At 59.1% G+C, this 25,033-nt stretch carries 25 protein-coding genes; 12 read left to right on the forward strand and 13 right to left on the reverse strand.

The features are described from left to right. Positions 1–269 precede the first annotated feature (269 nt). Together QN370_RS18900 and QN370_RS18905 are read left to right on the forward strand one after the other, a co-directional pair. A complete protein-coding gene (locus QN370_RS18900; protein ID WP_322126869.1) occupies positions 270–683 on the forward strand; it encodes a hypothetical protein in 414 nt (137 codons plus the stop codon). Between the two features lie 58 nt (positions 684–741). Beyond that, on the forward strand, positions 742–1,464 hold the full coding sequence (locus QN370_RS18905; RefSeq protein WP_322126870.1) for a tellurite resistance TerB family protein: 723 nt from the start codon (positions 742–744) through the stop codon (positions 1,462–1,464). Positions 1,465–1,526: 62 nt separating this feature from the next. Here QN370_RS18905 and QN370_RS18910 read toward each other — a convergent pair whose 3' ends face one another. The 3 genes from QN370_RS18910 to QN370_RS18920 all read right to left on the reverse strand — a co-directional run bounded on the left by QN370_RS18910 (position 1,527) and on the right by QN370_RS18920 (position 5,395). Next, positions 1,527–3,089: a YncE family protein gene (locus QN370_RS18910; RefSeq protein WP_322126871.1), complete on the reverse strand. Its 1,563-nt coding sequence runs from the start codon at positions 3,087–3,089 to the stop codon at positions 1,527–1,529. Between the two features lie 136 nt (positions 3,090–3,225). Next, the gene (locus tag QN370_RS18915) at positions 3,226–4,713 is read right to left on the reverse strand and encodes a heavy metal sensor histidine kinase (RefSeq protein WP_322126872.1); all 1,488 of its coding nucleotides are present in this window, start codon (positions 4,711–4,713) and stop codon (positions 3,226–3,228) included. 10 nt (positions 4,714–4,723) lie between these two features. Continuing rightward, a complete protein-coding gene (locus QN370_RS18920; RefSeq protein ID WP_322126873.1) occupies positions 4,724–5,395 on the reverse strand; it encodes a heavy metal response regulator transcription factor in 672 nt (223 codons plus the stop codon). A 297-nt stretch (positions 5,396–5,692) separates the two neighbouring features. Between QN370_RS18920 and QN370_RS18925 the strand changes: the two genes are divergently transcribed. From QN370_RS18925 to QN370_RS18945, 5 genes are all read left to right on the forward strand, one after another. Further along, complete coding sequence (locus QN370_RS18925; RefSeq protein WP_322126874.1) at positions 5,693–6,022, forward strand: DUF4148 domain-containing protein; 330 nt, start codon at positions 5,693–5,695, stop codon at positions 6,020–6,022. 224 nt (positions 6,023–6,246) lie between these two features. Further along, positions 6,247–6,576 (forward strand): DUF4148 domain-containing protein, encoded by a 330-nt coding sequence (locus QN370_RS18930; protein ID WP_322126875.1) that lies wholly within the window; start codon positions 6,247–6,249, stop codon positions 6,574–6,576. A 224-nt stretch (positions 6,577–6,800) separates the two neighbouring features. Continuing rightward, on the forward strand, positions 6,801–7,130 hold the full coding sequence (locus QN370_RS18935; protein WP_322126876.1) for a DUF4148 domain-containing protein: 330 nt from the start codon (positions 6,801–6,803) through the stop codon (positions 7,128–7,130). Positions 7,131–7,264: 134 nt separating this feature from the next. Then, entirely contained in the window at positions 7,265–7,840 is a 576-nt protein-coding gene (locus QN370_RS18940) for a chromate transporter (RefSeq protein WP_322126877.1), read from the forward strand. Continuing rightward, entirely contained in the window at positions 7,837–8,421 is a 585-nt protein-coding gene (locus QN370_RS18945) for a chromate transporter (protein ID WP_322126878.1), read from the forward strand. The genes QN370_RS18940 and QN370_RS18945 overlap by 4 nt, the downstream gene beginning before the upstream one ends. A 15-nt stretch (positions 8,422–8,436) precedes the next feature. On the opposite strand, the gene QN370_RS18950 is transcribed toward QN370_RS18945, so the two are convergent. From QN370_RS18950 to QN370_RS18975, 6 genes are all read right to left on the reverse strand, one after another. Then, a complete protein-coding gene (locus tag QN370_RS18950; protein WP_322126879.1) occupies positions 8,437–9,474 on the reverse strand; it encodes a PHB depolymerase family esterase in 1,038 nt (345 codons plus the stop codon). Positions 9,475–9,556: 82 nt separating this feature from the next. Further along, positions 9,557–11,029: an efflux transporter outer membrane subunit gene (locus QN370_RS18955; RefSeq protein ID WP_322126880.1), complete on the reverse strand. Its 1,473-nt coding sequence runs from the start codon at positions 11,027–11,029 to the stop codon at positions 9,557–9,559. After that, positions 11,026–11,913 (reverse strand): HlyD family secretion protein, encoded by an 888-nt coding sequence (locus tag QN370_RS18960; RefSeq protein ID WP_322126881.1) that lies wholly within the window; start codon positions 11,911–11,913, stop codon positions 11,026–11,028. The genes QN370_RS18955 and QN370_RS18960 overlap by 4 nt, the downstream gene beginning before the upstream one ends. Before the next feature lies 1 nt (position 11,914). Further along, positions 11,915–12,124, reverse strand: a complete 210-nt coding sequence (locus QN370_RS18965; protein WP_322126882.1) for a DUF1656 domain-containing protein — start codon at positions 12,122–12,124, stop codon at positions 11,915–11,917. Next, a complete protein-coding gene (locus tag QN370_RS18970; RefSeq protein ID WP_322126883.1) occupies positions 12,121–14,151 on the reverse strand; it encodes an FUSC family protein in 2,031 nt (676 codons plus the stop codon). The genes QN370_RS18965 and QN370_RS18970 overlap by 4 nt, the downstream gene beginning before the upstream one ends. After that, on the reverse strand, positions 14,148–14,618 hold the full coding sequence (locus tag QN370_RS18975; RefSeq protein ID WP_322126884.1) for a MarR family transcriptional regulator: 471 nt from the start codon (positions 14,616–14,618) through the stop codon (positions 14,148–14,150). Before QN370_RS18975 ends, QN370_RS18970 begins: the two co-directional genes overlap by 4 nt. A gap of 152 nt (positions 14,619–14,770) precedes the next feature. Here QN370_RS18975 and QN370_RS18980 point away from each other — a divergent pair, with 152 nt between their 5' ends. After that, entirely contained in the window at positions 14,771–15,484 is a 714-nt protein-coding gene (locus QN370_RS18980) for a DUF1499 domain-containing protein (protein WP_322126885.1), read from the forward strand. A gap of 208 nt (positions 15,485–15,692) precedes the next feature. Then, on the forward strand, positions 15,693–18,092 hold the full coding sequence (locus QN370_RS18985; RefSeq protein WP_322126886.1) for a hypothetical protein: 2,400 nt from the start codon (positions 15,693–15,695) through the stop codon (positions 18,090–18,092). A gap of 104 nt (positions 18,093–18,196) precedes the next feature. Here QN370_RS18985 and hemP read toward each other — a convergent pair whose 3' ends face one another. From hemP to QN370_RS19005, 4 genes are all read right to left on the reverse strand, one after another. Further along, positions 18,197–18,382, reverse strand: coding sequence for a hemin uptake protein HemP (gene hemP / locus QN370_RS18990; protein ID WP_322126887.1), 186 nt, complete (start codon positions 18,380–18,382; stop codon positions 18,197–18,199). A 165-nt stretch (positions 18,383–18,547) separates the two neighbouring features. Further along, a complete protein-coding gene (locus QN370_RS18995; RefSeq protein ID WP_322126888.1) occupies positions 18,548–20,143 on the reverse strand; it encodes a glucan biosynthesis protein D in 1,596 nt (531 codons plus the stop codon). Between the two features lie 69 nt (positions 20,144–20,212). Further along, on the reverse strand, positions 20,213–20,788 hold the full coding sequence (locus QN370_RS19000; protein WP_322126889.1) for an XRE family transcriptional regulator: 576 nt from the start codon (positions 20,786–20,788) through the stop codon (positions 20,213–20,215). A 237-nt stretch (positions 20,789–21,025) separates the two neighbouring features. Next, positions 21,026–21,409 carry a hypothetical protein gene (locus QN370_RS19005; protein ID WP_322126890.1) on the reverse strand — a complete coding sequence of 128 codons (384 nt, stop codon included), beginning with the start codon at positions 21,407–21,409 and terminating at the stop codon, positions 21,026–21,028. A gap of 168 nt (positions 21,410–21,577) precedes the next feature. Between QN370_RS19005 and QN370_RS19010 the strand changes: the two genes are divergently transcribed. The 3 genes from QN370_RS19010 (at position 21,578) to QN370_RS19020 (ending at position 24,856) form a co-directional block, all read left to right on the forward strand. Continuing rightward, positions 21,578–22,231 (forward strand): type II secretion system protein, encoded by a 654-nt coding sequence (locus QN370_RS19010; RefSeq protein ID WP_322126891.1) that lies wholly within the window; start codon positions 21,578–21,580, stop codon positions 22,229–22,231. A gap of 27 nt (positions 22,232–22,258) precedes the next feature. After that, positions 22,259–23,035, forward strand: a complete 777-nt coding sequence (locus tag QN370_RS19015; protein ID WP_323581787.1) for a toxin co-regulated pilus biosynthesis Q family protein — start codon at positions 22,259–22,261, stop codon at positions 23,033–23,035. A 153-nt stretch (positions 23,036–23,188) separates the two neighbouring features. After that, positions 23,189–24,856 (forward strand): hypothetical protein, encoded by a 1,668-nt coding sequence (locus tag QN370_RS19020; RefSeq protein ID WP_322126893.1) that lies wholly within the window; start codon positions 23,189–23,191, stop codon positions 24,854–24,856. The last annotated feature ends 177 nt before the right edge of the window (positions 24,857–25,033 follow it).

Raw genomic sequence — 25,033 nt, forward strand, 5'->3', positions numbered from 1 at the left:
CGCGATTCTATGCGGTCCCTGCTCAAATGATTCGCTCTTCAACCTGAAAAAGGCTTGCTTTTGAACAGAGTATCTACAATTTGCAGTGGTTTCAATTATTCGTACTGCCCGGGATTGATATACAAGATGCGCCATTTGACCTTTTCAAGGCACCCGGACAGGCTGGCGTCGAAATTGAAAAGAAGAAGTTAAAGTCAACTTAACGCAGGTTGTGCAGAAGTTAGAGATCGCTGATCATTGCCTCCGCGATGAACTGACAAGGAGCGACGATGTTTTACACACTGACCTGGTTACTGATGGCACTACTGCTGGCCCTGTGGTCCGCTGCAGCCTGGGTGCTGCACACGGTGGCGCAATGGTCCGGCGCGCAGGCCGGTGGCATGGCCGGATTGCCGGCACAGTTGGGCATGTTGCCGGCACCGGCGTGGCTCTCGTCCTGGCTGCCACTGGGCGCGCAAGAATCCTGGAGCGCCGTGCTGACCTCCTTGACTCCGCTATTGGAGTCGATGCTGGCCTTTGCGCCGGCGCTGCTGACCTTGCTGGTGCCGGCGATCTGGCTGATGTGGGCAATCGGTGCGGTGCTGCTGGTTGCGCTCGGACTCGGATTGACGGTGCTGTTCCGGGTGGCCCGCTCCCGCATGGGTGCCATGGCGACAGCTAACCGGTCGCTCGCACGGCAGTAAGCTCTTTACGACGCATTACACCATTTGAATTCACTGCAAGACTGGAAAGGAAACCACCATGAGTGCGCAATCAATGCTGGAACAATTGTTCAAATCAGGCATGTCCCTGCTGGATGGCAAGGGCAAGGGTAACGCGGCCGGTGCCGCCAGTGCCATCAAGTCGTCGATGAACTGGGGACAGTTTGGCGGCGGCGCGGCTACCGGCGGGGCGCTTGGACTTCTACTGGGTAGTAAGCGCGGTCGCAGTTTTGGCGGCAAGGTGCTGCAATACGGCAGCGTGGCTGCGCTTGGCGTAATGGCCTTCAAGGCGTACAGCGTCTGGCAGCAAAAGCAGGGTGCGTCGGCACCATCACAGCCACCGCTGCAGGCCGGTTTTCCGGCGGAGTTGGCGCAGGTCCGTACCGTCGATCGCTTGTCAGCACCGCAAGTGGAAGCGCATAGCCAGGCGATGCTGCTGGCGATGATTGCGGCGGCCAAGTCGGATGGCCATCTCGACGAGCGCGAACGTGGCGTGGTCGAAGCCGAGCTGGCCCGGCTTGATGCCGATCCGGTGATGCGCAACTGGTTTGAAGACCAGTTGCGTCGTCCGCTGGACCCCGCCGAGATTGCCCTCGCCGCGACGACGCCGGAGCTGGCCAGCGAGATGTATCTGGCGAGTTTGCTGGTTGTCGATGAAAGCAGCTTTATGGAGCGTGCCTATCTGGACGAACTGGCGCGACAGTTGCGCTTGCCGGAAGGGCTCAAGCAGGCGCTGGAGGAGCAGGCGCTGGCTGTCGCGTAGTCGCCCGGATACACCTATCGGCGCTGACTGTGGTGTGCGAAACAAGAACGCCACTGGCGGTCTCAGCGCGTTTCTTCGAGTACTGCCGACTTGCTTGCACGGTGCGCGGTATCACCCCGGTAGAGGGCAACGACTGAAAATTGCGCACTGCAGACGATTTTTCGCAAGGCATGATCTTGCCAGGGATCGTTGCACGCTGGCAGCGTCAACGTTGCCTTGCCAGCGCTGAGCGGCATTGGAATTCTCCGGACCAGTTTTCTGCGGTCATCCTGGGCGACGAATTTGAAGAGGATTGTCCCGGTCGGGTTATCGCCAGTGACGTCCACGTAAAAGCTGACCGGCAGATGACGTCGCAGTGGTGGTTTGGGCGAGGAGTCCAGCGTAGTCGTGGTGGGGACTGGGCCAGGGGCCGGAATGCGATCAAGGAAATCGCCCGTGATGGTGGCGGTGGTCGATGGCGACGGTGAAGTAAAGACCATGTTTTTCAATACATTGCCTGTCAATCCATCCATGAAGACGACCCGTCGTGGCGGCTCGCTCGGATAGTGGTGCAGATGCTCGCTCAGGAAAGCGGCCAGCACGAATTTATTGTCGGCGAAGCTGGTTGCCAGACTGAGGGTGGAGTGCTGGTCAGCGAATGATGACGGCAACTTCAGCACGCGGGTGATGACTCCGTTGCTAGCATTGACTTCGAGCAGGGGAACGGCACCGCTGCTCAGGGAATTCGTCCCGAGATAAAGCCGGCTGCCGTCTGCGTTGAACGCCAGACTGCTGAAGCTGAAGACGTTGGCGTAGTCGGCTGGTTTCGCGACGCTGAAGCGCTTGAGGGTATCGGTTACCGAATCGAGCACCAGGTAATCGCGGTTGTTCGAGTAATCGACTCCGGGACCTGTTTTGCTTCCGACAAGATAGAGCCGCTCGTTGGCGGGATGGATTGCCAGCGCATAGGGCAGGAAGCCCGGCGTCGGGATCACGCGGTCGATCTCGAGGATCAATGTATCGAACACGGTCACGCCGGCGGGTCCCGACACCGTCACGTTATCGGCCAACAGTCCGGTCTGCGCGATGAACACGGTTTCGCCGTCTGCATCAATGGCAAGGCTGATGGCGGAAGGATTGACGGGGATGGTGGCGAGGATGATTTTTTTTGCCGGATCGATCACCGTGAGCTTACCGGTGCTCAGTGCATATACCCGACTGCCATCGGGCGCAACGGCCAGTGCTTTCACACCCACGTTATTGTCATAGGTCGATAACGGTGGCGTGACGGCAATCGGAATCTCGCCGGTGATGGTGTTGGTGGTGGCGTCGATGATCAGGATGCCGGTGCGTTCGGCGATGAAAATCTTGCCGGTCGCTTCGTTGGCTATGACCTGCCTGGCTGGTGCGCGCTCGGCTCCCAGCGGTGCCGTCGCCAGCGTGGTGTAACCGGCGACATCGACGACGTCAACGGTATTGAGTACCCGGTCGGCCAGATAGGCGAAGGGTGCCGCCTGCACGACGGTACTCGTCAGAAGTAAGGTGCCGAACAAGCAGCGCAGAGGCATTGACAGGCTAGTGCGCCGACAAAAAACACGTGCTGCTACGAGGTAAAGATCACGGCAAAAACGGGCGTGTGCTGACATGACAGGCTCCTCCTCTGGATGAATGAGCATCCAGTGTCGACAATCTGATTCTTTGCATACTGATGCAGGTCATCAAGCGCACTGTCTATGCGGACCGATCCGGCACCGAAGCCGGACTGGTCGCCCTGTATGCCGGTTATCTGCCGACCGCAACGGACGGCGTTGCGCCGCGCTGCTTGCTGCGTTTTCGCAAACGCGATCGCCGCTTGTTGCGCTTCGTGACACCCGGGAAGCACAGGTAAAAAACCGTCTTCTCGCCCGCCACGCTGGTGACGCCGGCGTCGCCGCCATGCAGTCGCATGATGGCGCAGACGATCGCCAGTCCGAGGCCGGCGGAATACATCGACGGCGCGCGTGCGGCGTCGCCGCGATAGAACCGTTCAAAGATGTGCGGCAGATGTTCGGCCGGAATGCCGGGACCACCGTTTTCCACGGTGACCCGGGTCTTGGCGTCGACCACACTGGCCGACAAGTGGATGAACGAGCCACGCGGTGTGTGGACAATCGCATTCGATACGAGGTTGCTGACGGCGCGCCGGAACAAAATCGGATCGGCTTCGATGGCGAGCGCACCGGCATTGATGGTCAGCGCTACGCCAGCGTCTTCGGCCAATCCTTCAAAGTAGTCGCGGATACGTTCGAGTTCGACGGGTAGTTCCAGCACTTCGGTATGCATCGCCAGTTGGGCGTTGTCGGCACGCGCCAGGAACAAGGTATTTTCGATGATACGGGCAAGCCGTTCGTATTCCTCCAGATTCGATCCCAGCAAAATCTGGTACTCCTCGTTGGAACGCTCTTTCGTCAGGGCGACCTGGGTTTCGACCATCAGCGTGTTGACTGGCGTGCGCAAGTCATGTGCGATATCCGAGGCAAACTGGGTCAGCCGTTTGACACCGTCTTCGAGCCGGTCGAGCATCGCATTGAAGGCGCTGCCCAGTTCATGCAGTTCGCGCGGCGTGCCGTCGTTGGACAGGCGCGTCTGCAGGCGTTGTGTGCTGATTGCATTGGCTTGCGTGATGATCAGGCGCAGCGGTCGCAAGCCAAGGTGCACCACCAGAAATCCCAGCATTGCCGCCAGCATGGCACCCAGCCAGACTGCGACGGCCAGGGTTTCGCCGAATTTGCGCATCATCGCCGAACGCTTTGCGCCTTCGCGGGCAATGATGATTTGCACGGGTTCGAGACCGTCCTTGCCGACCAGTCCGGCAGAGGCGATCACGCGACCGGTGCCGACTCCGGAGTTCCAGCTGCGCACGTCATTCTGGAGCGCGTGCCGTGTCGCCGGCACGACCGGCAGTGACGGCAGTGCATGGGAGGGCGCGCCGCTTTGCATGATGAGCTGGCCATCGGGTTGCAGCAGTTGCAGCCGGATTTCATCCTGGCCATACATGGCGTTGAGGAAGCGTTGTGAATCTTGCCGGATGGTGGCGATCGAATCACTTTCGCGCAACAGATAGCGAATCTGCTGGCTCTTGCCAATCAGTTCCATATCGTCACGGCGTTCAAGTTGCGCCGCCAGTGCCTTGTACAGATAAGTGCCGACCAGCGCGAAGGTGACCAGGGTCGCGACGGCAAACAGGATTGCCAGTCGGGTAGTCAGGGATAAGGCGATGCGCTGTTTCACGTGAGAGTACTCATGGGCGTTCCTCGAACAGATAACCCATCCCGCGGATGGTGTGGACCAGCTTGTTGGTAAACGGGTCATCGACCTTGGCGCGCAGGCGCCGGATGGCGACATCGACGACGTTGGTATCGGAATCGAAGTTCATGTCCCAGACCTGCGAGGCGATCAGCGAACGCGACAGCACTTCACCCTGGCGTCGCACCAGCAGATGCAGCAGGGCGAACTCCTTGGCGGTCAGGTCGATGCGCTGGCCGTCGCGGATCACGCGTCGTTTCAGGACATCGATTTCGAGGTCGGCGACGTTCATGGTGTCGGGTTCGCGCTGCGGATTGCGGCGCAGCACGGTGCGGATGCGCGCCAGCAGTTCGACGAACGCAAACGGCTTGACCAGGTAATCGTCAGCACCGAGTTCGAGTCCCTTGACGCGATCATTGACATCATCGCGCGAGGTCAGAAAAAGGACGGCCGTGGCTTTTGTCTCGCGCAGTTTTTTCAGCACTTCCCAGCCGTCCATGCCGGGCAACATCACGTCAAGCACGATCAGGTCATAGTCTTCCTGCATGGCGAGATGCAGGCCATCGGTGCCATCGCGGGCAAGGTCGACCACATAGCCGTTCTCTTGCAAGCCCTTGCGCAGGTAATCACCGGTCTTGGGTTCGTCTTCCACTATTAATAGTCGCATGCATGTTCTCTCTTTTTTGGCGCGGTCTTTTGGCTCTGCCTTTTATTACCGGCTTTTGGTATGAGCACCGCTGAGGCCCTGATTGTCCGCTTCTTTGAGCGTGTTGCGGGTTACAAAGCTGTAATGAAAACATGGGCTCAGTGCCCACGCTTCGGCGTGAATTGCACATTACATTTTTGTCATGTCGGCGTCACTTTGGTGTGCGGATCGAGGGACTAAACTTGGTTCCATGATGAGGCAGACGAAGCAAAGGTCTGCACAACACGCACCACCTAATTCACTTTTTGGAGATCAACTATGAATATCAAAAAACTCAGCATGACAATCGCTCTTGGTACCCTGATCAGCGCCGCTTCGGTTGGCGCCATGGCAGGCAACATGGGGTTCGACCAAACTGGTAACCAGTGGCTTGAAAACGTGAACACAGCGAAATCGGATTTGACCCGAGCCGAGGTGAAAAACAAAGTCATCATGGCACGCCAGCAAGGCACGCTTGAGATCAACAACACGACCTACCCGGTCGTGGCCCAATCGACTGCGGCACCGCGTGCACGTTCTGCCGTTCGTGCTGAAGCAATCCAGTCGGTACAGAACGGTCGAACTTCCAACTTGTACACCGGCGGCTAATGGCTTGACCCGAGGCATGACCCGGCCGACTGAAAAGCACCCTGACGTTGTTCGATGTCAGGGTGCTTTTTTATGCGTTGGGTGACGCGCGCAGCGCATTACGGTTTCGTAATGCTGCCGTCACTTTGGTGTGCGGGACTGGAGACTAAACTTTGCTCCATGGTCAGGCAGATAAAGAAGTTTGCCTGACAAGCACCACTCAATTTAATTACTGGAGAAACACGATGAATATCAAAAAACTGACGATGACAATTGCCCTTGGTACCCTGATGACAGCCGCTTCGGTCGGTGCAATGGCCGCCAACACAGGCTTCGATGAAACCGGTTCGCAATGGCTGCAACAGGTCAGCAATACCCCATCGACCGTGACGCGTGCGGAAGTACAAAACGAGGTTGCGATGGCGCGCCAGCAGGGCACACTTGAAATCAACAACACCACTTACCCGGTGGTAGCCAAATCGACTGCGACACCGCGTACACGTTCTGCCGTTCGTGCTGAAGCAATCCAGTCGGTACAGAACGGTCGAACTTCCAACTTGTACACCGGCGGCTAATGGCATGACCCGGGGCACGACCCGGCCGACTGAAAAGCACCCTGACATTGTTCGATGTCAGGGTGCTTTTTTATGCGTCGGGTGACGCGCGCAGCGCATTACGGTTTCGTAATGCTGCCGTCACTTTGGTGTGCGGGACTGGAGACTAAACTTTGCTCCATGGTCAGGCAGATAAAGAAGTTTGCCTGACAAGCACCACTCAATTTAATTACTGGAGAAACACGATGAATATCAAAAAACTGACGATGACAATTGCCCTTGGTACCCTGATGACAGCCGCTTCGGTCGGTGCAATGGCCGCCAACACAGGCTTCGATGAAACCGGTTCGCAATGGCTGCAACAGGTCAGCAATACCCCATCGACCGTGACGCGTGCGGAAGTACAAAACCAGGTTGCGATGGCGCGCCAGCAGGGCACGCTTGAAATCAACAACACCACTTACCCGGTGGTAGCCAAATCGACTGCGGCACCGCGTACACGTTCTGCCGTTCGTGCTGAAGCAGTCCAGTCGGTACAGAATGGTCAAACTTCCGACCTGTACACCGGCGGCTGATCGCACGAGGGGATTGACTCAGGACTAACTGAGGTTGAATCCGGAAGCACCCTGACATCGTCCGATGTCGGGGTGTTTTTTTTCGTGCGTCACGCTAACGGGGTGCGCTCGGCTCTGCCCGTTACAATGAGGAAATGAATTCATCTCCCGCTCCTGACCATCCGCAACCAGCGTCGCTGACCGATCTGTTCGTTTCTTTCACCTTGCTGGCGTTACAGGGCTTCGGCGGCGTCCTGGCGGTTGTCCAGCGCGAACTGGTCGAAAGAAAACGCTGGATGACGCAGGAAGAATTTGTCGAGGAATGGGCCGTTGCGCAAGTCATGCCTGGCCCCAATGTCGTTAATCTTGCGCTGATGATTGGTGGCCGGTATTTCGGTTTGCCGGGCGCGCTCGCCGCACTGGCCGGCATGCTCGCCGTGCCGCTGGTGATTGTCCTGATGCTGGGATTGCTGCATGCGCACTACGCCAGTTACCCTGGCGTCGCCGGTGCCTTGCGCGGGATGGCGGCCGTGTCGGCCGGGTTGATCGCGGCAACCGGTCTCAAGCTGGCCAGTTTGCTGAAATTCCATCCGCTGGGATTGCCGCTGAGTCTGTTCCTGTGTGTGCTCGGATTCATTCTGATTGCGTTGCTGCGTGTGCCGCTGCTCCCTGTGCTGCTCGGACTGGGCGGCATTGCCTGTGGCCTGACGTACCGGAAGCTGGCGCGATGAGCGGTGCCTTGCCTATCGTGCTTGATGCAGGCGACTGGATCAGCTTGTTCACGCACTACCTGCTGTTGTCACTGATGTCCATTGGCGGCGCGATTTCGACTACCGCTGACATGCATCGTTATCTGGTCGAGCAGCATCATTGGCTTACACCGGCCCAGTTCAATGCCGCCATTGCGATCGCGCAGGCAGCGCCCGGACCGAATGTCCTGTTCGTGGCGTTGATGGGATGGCAGGTCGGTCTCAATGCGGGCAGTACGCTGGCCGCTTTGGGTGGCGTCGCGGTGACCATGACCGGCATCATGTTGCCGAGCACAACCCTCACCTATCTGGCGGCGCAATGGGGCCATCGCAACCGCCATTTGCTGGGGGTGCGGACCTTCAAGCAGGGGATGGCACCGATTGTCATCGGGCTGTTGTTGTCGACGGGCTGGATACTGGCAGCCAATAACGGCACCGGCATGGCGAACTGGCCGCTGTGGCTGCTCAGCGCAGCCAGTGGCGTGATCATCTGGCGCACGCGGCTGCATTTGTTGTGGTTGCTTGCCGGCGGTGCGTTACTTGGCTGGTTTGGATGGGTCTGATGCCGGACCGGACCGTCATGGTGTGCCGGTCAAGCGGTCGACCATTGCCTTGATCGCGGCTAACTGGACACCTGCTTTTGTCGCATAGGCCGGACCGGTGTAGCCGACCCAGTCCCAGCAGCCTTTCGGGTTGTAGGGGATCGACGACGCATTGACCTGCGGGTAGAGAACCAGCAAGCGGTTGCTCGCAGCCCAGTTGTTGTAACCGGTATCGCTATAAAAATCGTTGCCAACTACCGCCACCGATTGCTCGCAGCCGTGCAGTGCGATATGGACCTTGCAGTTGCTGCTGTCTTTTGCACAGGATGTCGGGACATACAGATAGCCTTCATCAGCCATGCCGCTGCTGGCATCGGCAAATTCGCGCTGGTTGAATGCAACGATCTGGCCGGCAGGAGTGGCCGCTGGCGCATTGAGCGGGCCATAAATATGCGCCAGCAGATCGCCCGCCTGGTCATAACCGCGCCCCTTGACGCTGCAATGGCTGATGTAGGGCGCGGCATTGGCTGCACAGGTGTTGCCGAATTTTGGCGTGATCAGTGCGTGACCTGACGGCATCTTGTTGACGTACTTGACCTGTTGCACCGGGACGCCCGCCAGTTTGAAAAAATCCACCGTGGCATCGACAGCCTGCTGATACACCACCGTATCCTTCGTACCGCTGTAGACGTAGATGCGGTCGTCCTGCAAACCGGCGATCGGATCAATCTGCCCGCTGGCGGCAAAGGCTTGCGCGGCGTCCAGCATCAGCGCCGGATTCGGTGGCATGAATGGCACCATGCCCATGCAGATGGCTGCCGCCGCATAACCGAGCGTGCCCGCGCAGTAGTACGGACCACCGGCAACCACGCCAGCGCCCCTGACCGACTTTGAAAAAGCGACCTGATATTGCACCGCCATGAACGCGCCGGACGACAGCCCGGAGACGGAGGTTTGCATCGGGTCGGCCTTGAATGAGGGCAGGGCGGTGCTGGCTTGCGCGCCGACGCTGCTTGTCAGAAGGACGAAGGCGAGTGCAAAAAGCAGATGGCGGGGAGTGATTTGGCGCAGCATCGGAGGTCCCTTGTCAGGAGTGGCAGGTGCTTGCAGTACACCGTATCCGGACCGGGCTGTGTTTGACTTTTCTCAATCCAGATCATGGAATGGTGCCATTTTGTGCGCCATCCGATGTGCCATCCTCCCAGCCACCGCCGAGCGCCAGAAACAAGGTCACCTGATCAGCCGACAGCAGTGCATCCGAACTGGCTAGCTGGCTTTCGGCGCTGGCCAGCGTGCGCTCCGCATCGAGTGTCGTCAGGAAGTCGGTGCGGCCATGGCGAAACAGCGTGGCGGCTTGTTCCGAGGCGCGCACGCCCTGGTCGCGGGCGTCGTGCAGCGCGGCGTTGCGATCGAGTTCGCGCGCATAGACGGTGAGTGCGCTTTCGACTTCGCGCAAGGCAATGAGCACGACTCCATCGAAGCGCGCCAGCGCTGCGCTATTGCCGGCTTCGGCCTGCGCGATGCGACTGTGTGCCGAGCCGGTGGCAGGCAGCGTCCATGAAATCAGCGGACCCAGACTCCAGTGCAGCGAGCTGGCCGTGCCGAACTGTCCGAGGCTGCCGCTGCTACCGGCCGACAGGCCGAGCTGAATCTCGGGATACAGCGCCGCCGTTGCCACGCCAATACGCGCACTGGTGGCCGCAAGAGTGCGTTCGGCCTGGCGGATATCGGGACGCCGGCGCAGCAGGGCGGCACCATCACCGACCGGGATAGCTTGCTGCAAGCGCGGCGGCGTGCTGCAGGCGGCGATGCTGGCCGACAGCGTGCCAGGCAAGTCGCCGGTCAGTACCGCGAGACGAAATTGCGCCGTGCGGTGCTGGGCCAGCAGCGTTGGGACGGCGGCGCGCCACTGGTCGAGCTGGCCACGCGCACGGCTGTCATCGAGGGCTGTGCCGCGACCGGCAGCGACGCGCCGGTCAGTCAATTGCACGAATTGTTGCTGCAGTTCGACCGAGTGGCGCGCCACCAGAATTTGCTGGCCGGCGGCGCAAGCATCGACATAGGCGCGGGCAGTTTCAGCTGCGACGCTCACGCGGGCGAGGTCCAGCGCGGCCCCGGCGGCGGCGCTGTCCGCATCGGCGGCTTCGATGGTGCGCGAGAGTTTGCCGAACAGGTCGAGCTGGTACGACATGGCGATGCCGGACTCTTGCGACCAGTCGGCCGGTACGGGTGCATCCAGTCCGAGCGCCGCCGCCGATGGCCGTCCGTAGGCTGGTGCAGCCTGCACCGAGACGTCAGGACGACGCAATTGGGCGGCCTCGACCTGCAAGGCCTGCAGGCGCGCGAGGTTGGCAGCGGCAATACGTAGATCGGTATTGGCGGCGAAGGCGCGCGCGATCAGTCCGTCAAGCGTCGGGTCCTGATACAGCCGCCACCATTGCGGCGGTAGCGAACGGGCATCGAAGGCGGCTTCTGCCGCGCTGGCAAAGGCGGCCGCCGCCGCCGGTTTGAGCACGACCGCTTGCGGTGGTACGTGGTAATCGGGACCGACGACGGTGCCGCAGCCGGCCAGCGTGATCGCTCCCGCTGCTGCTAACACCAGCAGCGCCGTGCGGATGGCGGGCTTCATTGCACCGTGGCCGGTTGCGGATGGACGGCAATGGTGACGGTCTGGCCGGCAACCAGCCGCACGCCATCCGGCACCTTGTCGAGCGCAATGCGCACCGGGATGCGCTGGGCCAGCCTGACCCAGTTGAAGGTCGGGTTGACGTTTGGTAGCAGGTTGCTGGCGGTACTGCGGTCGCGGTCGGCGATGCCACCGGAAAAGCTGTCGACATGGCCACCGAGTACGCGCCGCTCGCCCATCAGTGTCAGTCCGACCGGATCGCCAAGGTGGATTCCCGGCAGCTTGTTTTCTTCAAAGTAGCCTTCGGCATAAAACGAATCAAGGTCAATGAGCGCAATCACCGGATGGCCGGCGGTGACATAGGTGCCAGCGCGCAGGTCCAGATTGGTGGCCACCCCATTGACCGCCGAAACCACCCGGGTGCGCGTCAGGTTCAGCTGCGCCATGTCGCGTGCGATCGCGGCCTGGGCCAGCATGGCGCGGGCTTGCGCTACTTTTGACTGGCCCTGTTCGGTGGCTTCTTGCGCGACCAGGTCGCCCAGGCCGCTATTGCGACGTGCTTCTTTTTCGGCTTGCGTGAGCAGAATCTGCTGCGCCTGCAGGGCGGCATCGGCCTGGCGCAATGCCAGCGCGAAGCGAGCCCGGTCGATCTCGAACAGGGCCTGACCAATCACCACGTGCTGGTTGTCATGCACTTGCACCGAAGTGATCTGGCCAGTCACATCCGGCGCGACCTGGACGACGCCGGCCTTGATGCGGCCGTCGCGGGTCCAGGGGTCGACTTCGTAGTGCTGCCATAAATGCCAGCCAGCGAACAGGGCGACAGCAACGGTGGCGAGGGTGAGGGCGAACCGGCCTAGCGCCGGCAGGGTAATGTTAAAGGGCATGTCAGTAGGCCTGATGAGGCAAGAGAAAAGTGAGACCACCCAGCAGGATGATGAACAGAGCAAAGTCGAACAGGGCCGGATGCCAGACCAGCCGGTACAGGCCAGACCGCGCGAGCAGGTAACTGATCAGACGCGAGCAAGCCAGTGCCAGCAGGGACAGCAACAGCAGCCAGGGAATATAAAGTCCGTAAAAACTGAATTCGCCGGTCATCGGGAACGCTCCGCAGTGGTGGGTGAGGCGAAGTACGGTGGTGCTGCCGGAAACAGGTTGCGACGGATGCCGGTCAGTGCGGCACCGGCGTCGGCAAGGCGTGCCGTGCAAAGCGAGCGCATCAGCGTATCGATCGCTTCGAGCAAGCCCGTTGCCGGTTCGCCAGTTGGCTGGCGATAATGCCTTGCCAGTTGTTGCAGCAGCGGCTGCAACGGCAGCCCTTCCTGTTCCAGACCGGATTGCAGTGCGCGTAACTGGGCGACACCCAGACCGATACGCAGGTCGACCAGCGCAGTGCTGCCGCTGGTATCGTGCTCCGGTCCCGCAGTGGCCAGCCGGGATGTGAGCAGCGCGACGCGGTCGAGCATGCGTGCCGACACGGCTGTCAGCGTCGGCGCACGGCGCGCCGTGCTCATGCTGACCAGCTCGTTGCGGCCGGCACGCAGCAGGCGGTGCGCAACCCAGCGCGTGCTGACCGAGCGCAGCAAACGCGTGAAGAAAACCGCTGCGCCCAGGCCGGTCAACTGCGCCAGCATGCCATTTGAAAACGACAGCATGTCGGCGGTGCCGGTGTCCTGCAGTCCCATCATGCCGGCCACGCCAAACAGCACAGCCATTGCTTGCAAGCCAGTGGCCGGCCTTCCGGCAAAGACGCCGAGCACCAGAAAAATTGGCGCTGACGCCAGCATTAACATCACGAAATCATGGACCGATGGAATCACCACCAGCAAATAAAAAGCCGAGATCGGGATCGACAGCATCGTGAAATTGAGAAACGTCCGGATGCCCGGCACCGGATCGTCCTGGGTCGCAAAGAAGCAGCAAAATACCGCCGCCATCGTCGGTGCACCTGCACCCGCTGGCCAGCCGGTAAAGATCCAGAATGCGCAGCAAACCAGGATGGCGATGAATGCGGCGAAGGCCGACCGCAATGCCAGGCCGTGATCGAGATGCAGTGCGCCAGCGGCCCGGCTGGTCGGTCGGACCGACGCAATGGGGCCGCGTCCTGCCAGCACGTTGTCGATCTGGCGGCGCAAGACCAGGCAGGTTTCCGTGGCATTGACGAGCGCCTGCAGGCGCGTGGCCAGGTTCAGTTGCAGTAGCGTGTTCCAGCTGGTATCGCGGCCAATGACGGGAGTGAGGCGATGGATTGCGGCGCGCAGCCGGGCCGGGTTGTCGGGTGACGGTGACGGTGACGTCGCTTCGCACCACTGTGCGATGTCGGCCAGCAGCGCCTGCCAGTCGGCGGTCACGCTGGCTGGATCGAGCCGGCGCAGGGTCTCGAGCCGATCTTCGATGGACGACAGCAGCGGTACCATCAGCGCCAGCTGGTCGTGCAGTGCCTGCATCGAACCGGACATCCAGCGCAGATGCGAGGTATCGAACGGCAAATGCGTCGACATCACGCGCAGTTCCGTGATGTCGCCCGCCAGACTCCAGCGCGCATGCTGGCCCGGCTTTTCCGGGGCTGCCGTGAGTGCTTCACGAATCCAGTGACGTGCGTCATCGATGGCATGGTCGACCCGTCCGAGCAAGACCGGCCCCACGCTTTGCGGAAACACCAGCGAGTGAACCAGCGTTGCGCAGGCAATGCCGAGGCTGATTTCTTCGACCCGCGCCAGCGCCACCTCAAACACCGTCGACGGATCGGCCACCACCGGGAAGGCGATCAGTCCGGCCGTGTAACCGGCGAGCATGAAGACATAGGAGCGTGGCGTGCGGTCGAGCAGCGACAGATACAGGCAGGCACCGACCCAGCACGCCAGTGCCAGCGACAGCAATTCCGGCGAGTTGCCCAGCTGTGGAACCAGCAGGACGGTTGCGGCCGAGCCGAGCAGCGTGCCGGCAAAGCGGTACACCGCTTTCGAGCGTACCAGTCCGGACAACGGATTGGCCACCACATAGGCGGTCATCATGGCCCAGAACGGACGCGGCAAGCCGATCCGGAACGCCAGGTACAGGGCCAGCATGGCGGCACCAAAGCATTTGAACGCGTACAGGATTTCGCTGCGGTTCGGACGGGTCACGTCGGGTTCGCATCGTGCTGGGTGGCGCTGAATGTCGTGATGGCGTCATCGAGTGCCGTCAGCACGCTGGTGCAGGTGGCGATATCGGCCTCGGCAATGCCGGCGAACAGGCTGGCACGAAACGGCCTGAGTGCGGCTTCCAGTCGCTCGGCACGGTCGCGGCCGTTCGGTGTCAGGTGCAATGTCCTGGCGCGGCGATCGCTGGCGTCGTCGCGCCGCTCGACCAGTCCGGCCTGGATCAGCTGATCGAGTACCCGTACCAGCGACGGCGGTTCCAGACCCAGTGCGTCGGCCACTGCGCCCGGACGTACGCCGTCACCCATGCGGCTAATCATGATCATCGGCCAGGCCGTGGCGTGCGACAGGTCGAAGTCACCAGCCATCCGGTCGGCAGCTGCTTTGTAGGCACGTGCGACATGCGTCAGGCGCATCGTCAGGGTCATCAGGGTCTGGTCGTGAAGAGTCATGGCAGGGCGGTTTTAATTAGGAGGCTAAATGTTAGCATGCTAAGTAAAATCTTGTGCGGCAGCCGTCATGCTTTTGCTTGGCATGCTACCGTGCAGGCCGCAACTAACACGGCGTGGCTGTTCATCGCGCCAATCCACGAGGACTACCTGCCATGAAAATTTCCCGAATTCCGTTATTGCTGGCGCTGTTGTCGCTGGTTTTGCTAGGTGCTTCCGGCCTTGGCGTCCAGCTTGGCTGGTGGGCTTTTCCGGTCGGATTTCAGATACTGCGCTGGGTCGTTTATTGCGGTCTTGCCGCGGTTGTCGTGGCACTCTTGGGCATGGCGTCTCCCGCCTTGCGCCGTGGTGCCTGGTCCATCCTGATCCTGGGCTTGCTGATTGGCGCCGGTGTGGCCTTCGTGCCTTGGCGAATGGCGCAGCAGGCGCAGGCGCTACCTCGCATCCACGATATTTCCAGCGACCTCGACAACCCGCCCGCCTTTGTCGCGATCCTGCCCTTGCGTGCCGGTGCGGCCAATCCGGCCGAGTACGGCGGGCCGGAGATCGCAGCAGAACAACGGCGTGGCTACCCGGACATCGTCCCGCTCACATTGCCCATCCCGACCGCGAGTGCTTATGCCAAGGCCTTGTCGGTCGTGAAGAAAAACGGTTGGGAAATTGTTGCCGATGACCCAGCTGGTGGTCGTATCGAGGCGACCGCGACGACGCGCTGGTTCGGTTTCAAGGATGATGTTGTCGTCCGGGTTCTTGGCGTCGCAGGAGGCAGTCGTATCGACATGCGTTCGGTGTCCCGGGTTGGCAAGAGCGATGTCGGTGCCAACGCCAGGCGCATCCGTGATTTTTTCGAGGCAATCAACGCCTCGTAGCAACGGCTATCACGAGTTGGGAACTTGTGGTTTGGAACTCTGTTGCAGCGCATGGATGTGCAAAAAATAGCTGTGCGACTGGATAAGTTCCCAAAAAATCACAATGAGCGTGTGAGCAAACGCAAATCTTCCGTTGAAAACTCTCCTAAATTAAAGATGCGGTGCAGGCCACTGCCCGTCATTTTTAATGATTAGAAAGGGGAGTTTCATGAACACTTCATCAAGCACTACTGTGCCATTGAGTGATGGCGCGTTGCTCCGGAAATTGCCACGGTGGCTGGTAGCTATTTTTGTCAGAAGACACATCCGGCGATTGCTGGGTGGCGCAATCTTCGTGGCGAGCGTCCTGTCGGCTGCGCTGGTCGATGCGCAGGCGGTTCCAGCTCCGTTGTCACTCACCTCTGGCAGACCCGCCCCGGGAACAATCGGTTTGCTGTTACCTGACAGATTGAGCTCGTCCGATCAGGCTGTCGGTTCCTGGCTCGATGCGGCGCGTGAAGAAGGTCTGCGCATCGAAACCCTGACCGACTCCCAGTTTCTTGCCCTCGGTACTGGTACCAATGCCTATCGCGGTGTGATTTTTCCGGATCGCCTGCATGTGGTGGCGTCTGATGCCCTGATTACCGCAATGGAAGGCTACGTCACTCGCGGTGGTCAGGCGATGCTGGTGTATGACTTCGGTGTGGTGACAGAAGGGGGATTCTATGCGGTGCCTAAGTCACGCTTGAGCACCCTCGCCGGCGTTGACTATGTGCTGTACGAGGAATTGCTGGATCGTACCGTGGGACTGGGGCCTATCACCGGTGTCGAGAACATGCTGCGAAAAATACAGGTTCCACCCGGAAAATCCATTCCGTTTGTGAGTAGTGCACCAACCGCGCTGTCAGCAACGACAACGCGTAACACCGCAGCGGTACAGGGCGGCTCTTTTTCTGCGGGTGCGGTCGCGACGCAGGCCGGCGTTCTGAAAATGGCTGGATTGGCGACCAATCAAGCGCTGTATTTGTCTGTCGACGCCAAAAATCCAGGCGGACTGGCGAACTACGATCATGCTCAGCAATTTAAGGCAGATCCGATTGACAAACATGTCGTGGTGCGTACGGCAACCGGACCAGTTGCTTCAAAAATACCGCTGCTATCATTAACCGGTTCTCGATCTCGGTTTTCTTCAACCGTTGATGCAAGCTTTGCGTCAGAGGTTCCTCCAATTTCGTTCGCTGCTGCAAAAATACTGCCAGCGGTAAGTGGTACGACGTTTCAGAAAACCGCACCGATCGTATCGGTGATCCCCTCTAGCACCATGAAAGCGCTTGCCCTGCCGCAGTCCGTTCTCGGCACCGGTAGCGTCGAGGCGATCAGCGGGTATATTTATGGCGCGCTGACCTATCCGAGTTTTGTCACGCGTGGCGCATTTGCCGGAACCGTATTGGCCAGCTCTCCACAGTTCGGGCTTGTTGCCGGGGTAAATAGTTTCGGCCGCGGCAAAGTATTGTTCATCAACACGCCATTGACCTTTCTGAAGGGGGCCAATGACGGCATGCTGATGCACGGTTTGCTGCATTATTTCAGTGATGACATGCTGAGGTTGCCACGATTGTCGAGCTTGCCGAATGCGCTCCCGGGGCTGACTTTGAACTGGCACTTGTGTTCGAACTTCACCGCCGAGATGATGCAACTGATCAGTCAGGGCGTGTTCCAGAACGGGCCGTTTTCGGTACACATTACGGCTGGTCCCGATACGCGTACTTTTGGCGATCGGCTGGGCTGGAACTTGCCGCTCAATCCCCAGGCGCAAAAGATGCTGCGTGATCTGGAAGCGCGTGGACACAAGATCGGCAACCACGGCGGATGGATACATGACTATTACGGTTTGAACGCCTCCGAAAGTAATCAGGCGTCCTTCGAACAATACCTGGTCCTGAACAAAAATGCCGTTGATGCAGTGATTGGCCATGCCAGCATTGAATATGCGGCACCGCAAGGAAATTCACCGTCATGGGCGTTGAACTGGCTGGAGAATAACGGCATTGTCGGTACGTATTTTTTAGGCGGTACGGGAATGGGGCCGACGCGCAATTACGTGGATGGGGCACTCAAGAATCCGAAGCTGTGGGTCAACCCGGTCATGCCCTTCGGTTTGTACGCAACGTTTGAAGAGTTCAGCGCATTCAATGTGCCCAAGCAAAGCGTGATCGACTGGTACAAGCAACTAACTGATTACGTTATCCAGAATCGCATGAATCGACTGATCTACATGCATCCTCAAGGTGCCGCGCCTTGGTCGGATGTCGTGCTCGGTATGTTGTCGTACGCCAGGACCCAACAACTAGCAGGCAAGTTTGCCTGGTACACAATTTCAGACATCGATAATTTCATGACCGCTCGCAGCAAGGTGGTCTGGAACGAGTCGGTCAACAGCGCTGGCGTGCGGTATTTCAGTGCGACCCATCCGACCACTCTGGCTAAAATGAGCTGGTTGTTTCCGAAAGTGGCGTTTGCCAAGCCGGTCGTTACCAGTGGGTCGGCAAAGGTGTCCGATGGCAGAGATAGCTGGGTCGTCGCGGCGACCGGCGGGAAGTTACTAAACTTCAACGCCAAGCCAATTTGATGTGCCGGTATGATCGCGCAAACGCGTCATGTTCCGCACGTGACGCGTTTGTTTCGATGCCTCACCTGAATCCATGTCTTGCCTCGAATTGGCACGTTCTTTTCTCACGCTGTCAGGATCAACTTGTTTAACTGGGTAACCCGCATCCGGTAAATGCGACCCTGATGCTCGATTTCAATTTCACGGTTGAGGCGGAACAGGTCTTTGCTTTGATAGCGTTTGAGCGGTCGTTCTTCGCTGGAGGGGAGGGAGGCTGCGGCAAGTGATCTCTCGCTGCGGTCATTTGACATGGCGGAATTCCTTTCAGATGAGATTTATTCTCATTTGGAGTATGCGCCTGACCCGGAGAGGAATGCAAGATTTTTTCTGGCTGACGTCGCGATCCTCAGTCATTTCGGGCCGACACGGCGATCACGTGCCAGCCCTTTTATTCCGGTAATGGTTGTCGAGAATGATTAAATAACCCGCTTTGCGGCCGCTGGTGGTGTCCATTGATACAGCCATGTTTCGCATAAGACCTCGCCGCCGGCGCTCAGGTACACCCGCAGGTCGATCGGCGTCACACTCTCATCAGGCGGCTTCAGGTCGAACATGACCCGCAAGCCGTGGATGGCATCGAGAGGTCGTACCGAGCTGATTTCGACTGTGCCGCGTGAGGCAGAGATCACCGGCAGCACCGTCACATCCTTGCCGAGCAACGGCAAATTATCGCCGGCAAAATCGATCACGAAGCGCCACGAAAAAGCCGTGCGTTTCTGGCCGACAATGCCACCCCGACCTGTCCGCGTCGCCACGACTTGCGCCAGCGGCGGGACGAACGGCATCTTGCTGCCCCAGTGGAGACGATAGCCAAACAGATGTTCCTCTCCCGCTTCCGGTTTCTTCTCGGGATTCCAGAAGCAGACAATATTGTCGAAGGTTTCATCCTGAGTCGGGATTTCGACCAGCTGGATCGCGCCCTTGCCCCAGCCCGATGTCGGCTCGACCCAGACACTAGGACGGCGCTCGTAAAACACGCCATCGTCCTGGTAATGGTCAAAATTGCGATCCCGCTGGAGCAAACCGAAGCCACGCGGGTTCTCGTCCTGATAGACATTGAAACGCAGTTGCTCCGGATTGACCAGCGGTCGCCATAGCCACTCGCCATTGCCACGATGCAGGGAAAGACCATCCGAATCGTGAATTTCAGGGCGCCAGTCATTGGCACCGGGCATGCCGCGATCGTTTTCGGCATACTGGAACATGCTGGTCAGGGGTGCCACGCCCATGCGCTCGATGGTTGTGCGCGGATAGAGCGCCACATCAACTTTCATCACCATGGTTGCCGCCGGTTCGATTTCAAACCGGTAGGCACCAGAAACGCTAGGCGAATCGAGCAACGCGTAGACCACCAGCTTGCCCGAATCGACCGCCGGCCGTTCAAGCCAGAAGTGCGTGAAATTCGGAAATTCTTCAGGACGGGCCATGCCGCAATCGATCGCCAGTCCGCGCGCGGACAAGCCATATTGCCAATCAGAGCCGACGGCGCGGAAATAGCTCGCGCCCAGAAAGGCAGAGATATCGCGTTCCAGATCGGTATGGAAATTAATCTTGAAGCCGGCAAAGCCCAGGTCCTTCGGCAGCTTGTCCGGATGCAGGCCACTTTTTCCATAATTGAACATGGCCGTGTCGTACGCCAGTTCCTGTGCCTGACCGTTTTTCAGTTCAAACATATGGACCGGGGAAGTGAAGTACAAGCCGAGGTGAAAGAACTTTGCCTGGAAGCGCAGCTTGTCATTGGCCCACATCGCGTGTTGCGGACGATACTGGATGGCCTGGAACTGGTCCCAGTCCATCTTCTTGATTTCGTCCGGAAGGGTGTTGGCGACGGGACGGTACGGGCTTGCTGCCAGCGTCCTTGCCTGACCTTTCAGCCAGGCGAGATCAAAGGCTTGCGGCTTGCCCAGGAATTTCAGTTGCTCGCCTGCAGTTGCGGCGGCGAAGAGGGAGTGTGCCGGAAAGCCAGCTGCGGCCAGGACGGTGGATGCCCTTAAAAAATCGCGTCGTTGCATACTTTTCCTTGTTGGAGTGAGTCAGGTGAGTTGCATTAATATCCACTGATGTCGAGCGCAAGTCGGTGACTATCGATGGATAACCACTAGCAGCGCTTTCGCCTCGGTCTTGCCGGCATTGCGGATCGCATGGGTCTGATCAGCTTCATAGCGTGCCGTCGCCCCGGTCTTGAGTTTGCGCAAGGTGCCGGCAACCTCGACCTCCACCGACCCGTGCAGTACCGTCAGATGCTCGGTCGTACCGGGATCATGCGGATTGGAAACCAGTGCCCCACCGGCCAACAAGGTCAGTTCGTACCATTCATGTTTGCCTGCCAGGGCCATCGGTCCGAGGATGCGCAGCACGTAACCGGCATGTCCACCCGGCAATGTCGGGGTTTCGTGCGGTTCCATCACACGGATTGCTTCGAGAGGACGCGCTTCGGTCGACAGCAATTCAGCGATGCTGACACCAAGTGCATTGGCCAGTCGCCACGCAACCGCAATGGTCGGATTGGCTTTTTCGCGTTCGATTTGCGACAGCATCGACTTCGACACGCCGGCTGCGCGCGACAGGTCTTCGAGTGTCAGGTCGCGTTCGAGACGCATGCGTTGCAGCGTGGCACCGACTTCGGGAGGGGTGGCCGGTACGGGAGGTGTTTTCATGGGTAAGGTTGCAAAGTGGGAAAGTGGGAAAGTGCTACCAATATCCACTATATTGGAAATAAATTCTGCATAATGGAATTTAATAAAGTCAGCGGATTGACTCAGAGATCACGAATTGATTCTACCAATCGTCGAGGACGTCACGAGCGTCAACAACAAGAAAACTTTTTTGCCGGGCTAGAGGAGGCCGCTGTCGATCTACCTTGAGTTCTTTGTCATCTTGCACGCGCCCCAGGGCTACGCGCATTCGGGTACATCTTTCTGCACACATTCGCGCTGCGCCAGCAGGGTGGCTAGCAGTTCAGCCTCACTGAATGGCCCGCACGCGAGATAGTCCAAATCAAATTCCATGCCTCGGCGCAGGTGCATAGCGTCCATCTCCATCTTCAGCGCATTGACCTGCTCTGCCAGTAAATCACACAGGGCCGTGAGCCGAGTCTCTGAAACGGCGGCGGCCTCAATGGCACCCATCATCTCTGCCTGCAACTGAATGCGCAGCAGCGTGCTGAGGTCTTTGCGCTCGTAGGCGGCATTCAGCTCGTTCGTGAGGGTGGTTTTGCGCATACGGACCTGCGGGTCGTGCTCACGGTCGGCAAATAGATCGTTCACAGTTTGGTTCACGGAATTCATGCCGATACGGTAGGCGAGTGCCCGCCCTGTGTTGTAAATGGATCTGCAAATTCGTGATGTAGCCACACGGAAACACAAAAAGCGTAGTATGAACTTCGCTACCAAAAGTTACATAAAACACCGGGCTACACTTTTTATCACTCCTTAAAAGGAAATCTCTTGAATACCTACACACCTTCAAGCCATTGCGCCCGGCCAATAGCGCGCCAACGTTTTGGGCGCAACAGACCCGGCCAGCGCGGCTACAGCATCATCGAATTGTCGATTGCCCTGGCCATTCTGGCTGTCATCATTATTGGTGGCTTGCTGGGTGTGCAGATCATTTTGCGCAACAACAACACCAATAACATGCTGAAAAACATACCACTGGTGGCGGCTAATGTAACCAAGTTAACCTCTTCGCTATCAGTCCTTGACGCTACCGTGAATTCAAACAACCTTGCTAACCTAGGTGTTTGGCCCCCCGCAATGGTAACTGGCGGTGTGACTGCCAGAGTGGTTACCAATGAGCACGGCGGCGTAAACTTTATAGAGGCAAACACACTAGCTTCAGGCACTTACGCAATTGGTCAGACCTTTCTAATAACGCTTACAGGCATTCCACAAGCATCGTGCGCCGATGTTGTTGGAGGCGTTGATGGCTTATCTACAGCCATTGGAGTCACTTCAGTAACTCCTGCAGCTGCCGTCACTGCAACGCCTGCCGGACCCGCTTTAGTTAAAGCAACCGGCGGGGCGATCGCTATCGGCACGTTGGCGACTGCATGTGGTGCGACTGGTCTCAAAAGCATCACCGCTGTGATTGCCCGGTAGTAAGCCACCATGACCAAGCCAATCATCATGTGGAGTATTTGCGCATTAGTGGCGAGCTTCGCCGCCGGTGCGCCCGTTGGCTCAGCTCAGGCCGCCGCTGAAAACGCTGGCGAGCCGACGGTTATGCTGGCTCTGGCGAATAGCTTGTCTGACTTTGCCCGGGTGCCGACGACAGCCGGGCAGGTGGCAGCTTCGGTGGCGGCTGACCCGCTGCCCGCGCAAGCCGTCAACCTGCGGGCCGAGCGGGCCTTAAGCTTGTCCAGTCTGGCGAGTTTGTCTGCCTCGGCTTCCGGCTCTGATCAGCTGCTGGCCTTGGCCCGCATGGACGATGGTTTGGCGTACCCGCAGGCTAGCCTTTTTGCACAGGCTCAGCCAGTCAAGGGAGCGGCCGAACCGCAAAAACAGGCCCGACAGGAAAGCTTCACTGAAAGCTGCGCAGCAGGGCCCGCCCGCGTCGGCGGCGTCTTATCGGCCAGTCAGGTGCTGGAATCGGTGCGCGGGAACAAGCCCGTCAGTGAAACGGTTAGCCAGGATGGCCAGAGCACATGGGTGGTTGACCCGCGCGACGGCACACTGTCGCAAACCCTGGGTCGCTGGGCCAAAGACGCGCATTGGCAAATGAACTGGGATGCCGACCGCGACTTCGTGATCGACACCAGCCTCGCCATGAGCGGCACCCTGCGCGAAGCCATTGAGCTGGTCATGCTCTCGTTGGCCCACACCGACTATCCCTTGCAAGCCGCCATGAACTCTTCGACCTGCACCCTGCGTGTGAGCCGCTTTATGGATAACCAGCCGCGCTGAAAGTTTGTCGCCGCAGGGCGTTTTATTGCCTTCGTTTTTTAAGCCAGCATTGTAGAAGTCCAGCAGTAATGCCTTGCTTCGGGTTTTTTGGTGCGGGGATGACGCGCGTAATCTTTGAACTTTGAACTTTGAATTTTGAACTTTGAAAGGTTGATGACCTTGTCCACCACCTTATTCTGCGCTGAGCTTATTGGCTCAACTCACCTTACCGCAAAACGTGCGGCTCAACGCGTAAGCCTCTTGATGGCTGGTATTCTCTTGACTGCCTGCGCCTCTAAACTTGACGGTGGTGTCCAGAGCCGGCTAGACGATGCCGAGGCCAAGGCCAAATCGGCGCAAAGCCAGATCAATGCCCCGCAGCGCAAACATGCTTACGTGGTGGACGAAGTTTTACCGCGTTTTGCCACGCGCACAGTGCCCCTGGGGCCTTCGGCCAAACTGCCGCAACTGGGCAAGGTCACGCTGCGCTATCCCGGGCGGCAAACTTTGCTCACCGCCGCCGACCTGATTTCCCGCGCTGTTGATATCCCGATTGTGGTGACCTCCGACGCGTTGCTGTCGCCTACGGAGTTTGAGCCAGGCAAGGGTACTTCGCCCGCTGCGCCGCGCGCCGACAATAAAGACAGCATCGCCCCCCTGGTGGGCCGCAATCTGCCTGACAAAGAGTTTTTGACCACTTACGAGCTGAACTACAGCGGCGACCTGGCCGGCTTGCTCGACCAGATCACCAAGCGCGGTCGCCTGGGCTGGCGTTACGACGGCGGAGTGATCACCATCAGCCGCATGGTGCGCAGGTCATTCTCCATCAAAGCCATGCCGAGCACGGGTGAAACCAAGGGTGACTTAAGCATGAGCCCGGGCGCGGGGGCGTCGGCGTCGATGTCGGTCTCCACCCAGAGCCAGGCCAACGTCTTTGGCCAGATCAAAGCCACCCTGGACACCATGGCCTCCAAGTCAGGCAGCCTGCAGTTTGACATTTCCAATGGCACCGTCAACGTGCTCGATGCGGTGGACAACGTGGCCCAAATCGAGCTGTACATTGACCGTGTCAACAACAGCCTGTTGCGCCAGGTGACGCTGTCGGTTCAGGTGCTGCAGGTGGATCTGGATGAATTGCACGAGCGCGGGGTCGACTGGAGTGCGGTTTCCCGCGTCATGTCTGATGCTGGCAGCAATGCGATTGGTGCGGCCATCCGGGGGCCTGATCTTGCCCTGCCTTCAGCCACCAGTTCCGGCTTCAGCTTTCAGCTCAATCCCAATGGTGTCGGCGGGCCCGATGCATCGGTGTTGATTCGCGCATTGGAGACATTTGGTCGCGTGAGTGCCTCTTACGCGTCCACGGTGACCACCATGAACCGCCAGTCGGTGCCGCTGGGCGTGCTGAATCAGTTGTCTTACGTCAAACAAGTCAGCCCGTCTACCGCCGGTGGCGTCGGCACCGTTGTGGCCGGCCCCACCATTACCCCGGGACAGGTGTCCACCGGATTCACCATGACCGTGACACCCGTGGTGCTGGACTCCAATCGGGTGATGCTCGAAGCCATGTTGAGCATCAGCAAACTGCGATCCCTCACCACATTCACCAGTGGTACGGGTGCTTCGCAAGCGTCTGTGCAATCGCCTGATGTGGACATTTTCAATACCATGCAGCGCGCCAGCATGATGGCGGGTCAAACCATGGTGATCGCTGGGTACGAGTCTGAGTCCAATGCAGCCAATGGACAGGACATGGTGCGAGATGCGGTGCCGGGCTTTCGCGTGGCCAAACGCCAGCGCACTTCCACCGTGATTTTGATCACGCCACGACTGGATGCCATGTAATGACTTTCTCTGATCTTAAGCGTGGACTGAAGACACCCGCCTTGCGCGGCTTCAAAGGTGAGACTGCGCCTTTACAAACCGGCTCTGCACTTCACCATTAGTAAGCGCCTCATCAAGGACGTCTGTACAGCACACCAATGACCCGCCAAAGTGGTGCCCACCAAATAGTAGTGGGGA

Origin of the sequence: Actimicrobium sp. CCI2.3, from assembly GCF_035019065.1 — a bacterium.
Lineage (GTDB): Bacteria > Pseudomonadota > Gammaproteobacteria > Burkholderiales > Burkholderiaceae_D > Actimicrobium.